1 protein-coding gene is annotated in these 851 nt (G+C 63.7%); it reads left to right on the forward strand.

From position 1 onward, the window contains the following. Positions 1–851 (forward strand): chemotaxis protein CheA (locus tag AC1DJO_RS29845; RefSeq protein WP_477974131.1); only part of this gene is annotated, 851 nt, incomplete at both ends.

Consider the following 851-nt stretch of genomic DNA (forward strand, 5'->3'; position numbering starts at 1 on the left):
GCCACGCTATTCTCGCGCTTCCGCCGCCTCGTGCATGATCTCGCCCGCGAAACCGGCAAAGTAATCGAACTGGTCACCGAGGGCGAAAGCACCGAAGTGGACAAGACCGTCATTGAGCGCCTTGCCGATCCGCTGGTGCATCTGGTCCGTAACTCCATCGATCACGGTCTGGAAACGCCTGCCGACCGTCTTGCTGCCGGCAAGAGCGAAACCGGCACGGTGACACTGTCTGCCCGCCAGTCCGGCGGCGAGGTGATCATCTCCATCAAGGACGACGGCCGCGGCATCAACCGCGAACGGGTCCGCGCCAAGGCGGAATCCTCCGGTCTCATCGCGCCCGGCCAGCAGCTTTCCGATCAGGAACTGCTGCAGCTGATCTTCGCACCGGGCTTCTCGACGGCCGCGGCGATCACCAATCTTTCCGGCCGCGGCGTCGGCATGGATGTCGTCAAGAAGACGGTCGAGGCGTTGCGCGGCGCGATCGATGTCGAAAGCCGTCCGGGCGAAGGCTCGGATGTGTCGCTTCGCATTCCGCTGACGCTGGCGATCATCGACGGCCTGCTCGTTCGTGTCGGCTCCGGCCGATATGTCATTCCGCTGTCGGCGGTCGAGGAATGCCTCGAGCTTTCGCTTGAAGAAGACCTGCGTTCGCGCGGGCGGAGCTTCATCTCGCTGCGCGACAGCCTGGTGCCGTTCCTGCGGCTTCGCGATCTGTTCCGCACCGGCACCAAGCCTGACGTTCACCAGAAGGTGGTGGTCATCTCGACCGGCACCGAGCGTGTCGGCCTCGTCGTCGATCAGATCATCGGCGACCACCAGACGGTCATCAAGTCGATGTCGAAGCTGCATGA

The sequence above is a fragment of the Rhizobium sp. 05N430 genome (assembly GCF_056396985.1).